This is a genomic window from Protofrankia sp. Cj3 (genome assembly GCF_917627355.1).
Classification (GTDB): Bacteria; Actinomycetota; Actinomycetes; order Frankiales; family Frankiaceae; genus Protofrankia.
Map to the genome: position 1 here is coordinate 1,744 of NZ_CAKJTR010000336.1, position 845 is coordinate 2,588.

Consider the following 845-nt stretch of genomic DNA (forward strand, 5'->3'; position numbering starts at 1 on the left):
CTGGGTAGCGTTTATGAAAGACGAAAGGATCAGACGCAGACCCGCCGAGAAGGCAGCCGTCATAAAACACGCCGCTCGCTGCTTCTACATCACGCGGCAGAACCTGTCCGGTCCGGAAATGGCTCAACGATTCATCGACAATCTCGACGCGATCGTCACCGCGTGCACCAAGGCGGGACCATTCATCTATGCCGTTCACGCCAACCAGATCAAAGAAATGGATCTCGGCTAGCGAAATTCAACCTGTTGCCCGCAGCGATTTGACGAGTTTTGTGTAACCGTCTTCTTCGAAGAGATTCACCCAGTGCCATTTCTGCAGGCGATCCGGCAACTCGCAGTGTTCGAGCTGTACGGGAATCAGGAAGATCGACCCTTCGGGCTGCTCGTCGGCGACGTCCAGCGCGTGTTTAATTTCCTTCTGGACATACCCCCTCTTATCCGTGGACGTCGAGGACAGACAGACGAGAACAACACGACTGGTACGAATGGCTCGACGAATCTCCAGATCCCAGTCCTGACCGGGCAGCAGGGCCTCGGTGTCGAGCCAAACCTCGAATCCGTCACCGCGCAGCCGCTTGTAAAGATCCCGGACTCGGGGTTTGTCCTGGGACGCATGACAGAGAAAGATCTTTGACGACCCGGCCGCCGTCGTGGCCAGCGTGTCCCCAGCGGCCTCGCCGGCGAGATTGAGATAACGAACAGCAAGTCGCTGGAACACGGCGTTGCCGGGGAAACGACGCCCGGCTGTGCGCAGCAGCCGTCGGTAGGGCGCGTCCACGACCGTCCCGGCGTCGAGCTCGAAGAAGATCTGAGTCCACCACTGCTCCGGGTTGCCCCCCTGGAGG

Annotated in this window: 1 protein-coding gene and 1 pseudogene; one reads left to right on the forward strand and one right to left on the reverse strand. The window is 59.3% G+C overall.

What is annotated here, in order from left to right:
• Nucleotides 1-232 (forward strand): annotated as a pseudogene (locus MJ783_RS23315) (hypothetical protein); the annotation flags it as partial.
• A 6-nt stretch (nucleotides 233-238) separates the two neighbouring features.
• Here the strand turns inward: MJ783_RS23315 and MJ783_RS23320 are convergent.
• On the reverse strand, nucleotides 239-845 hold a 607-nt coding region (locus tag MJ783_RS23320; RefSeq protein WP_239314050.1), incomplete at its 5' end, for a toll/interleukin-1 receptor domain-containing protein.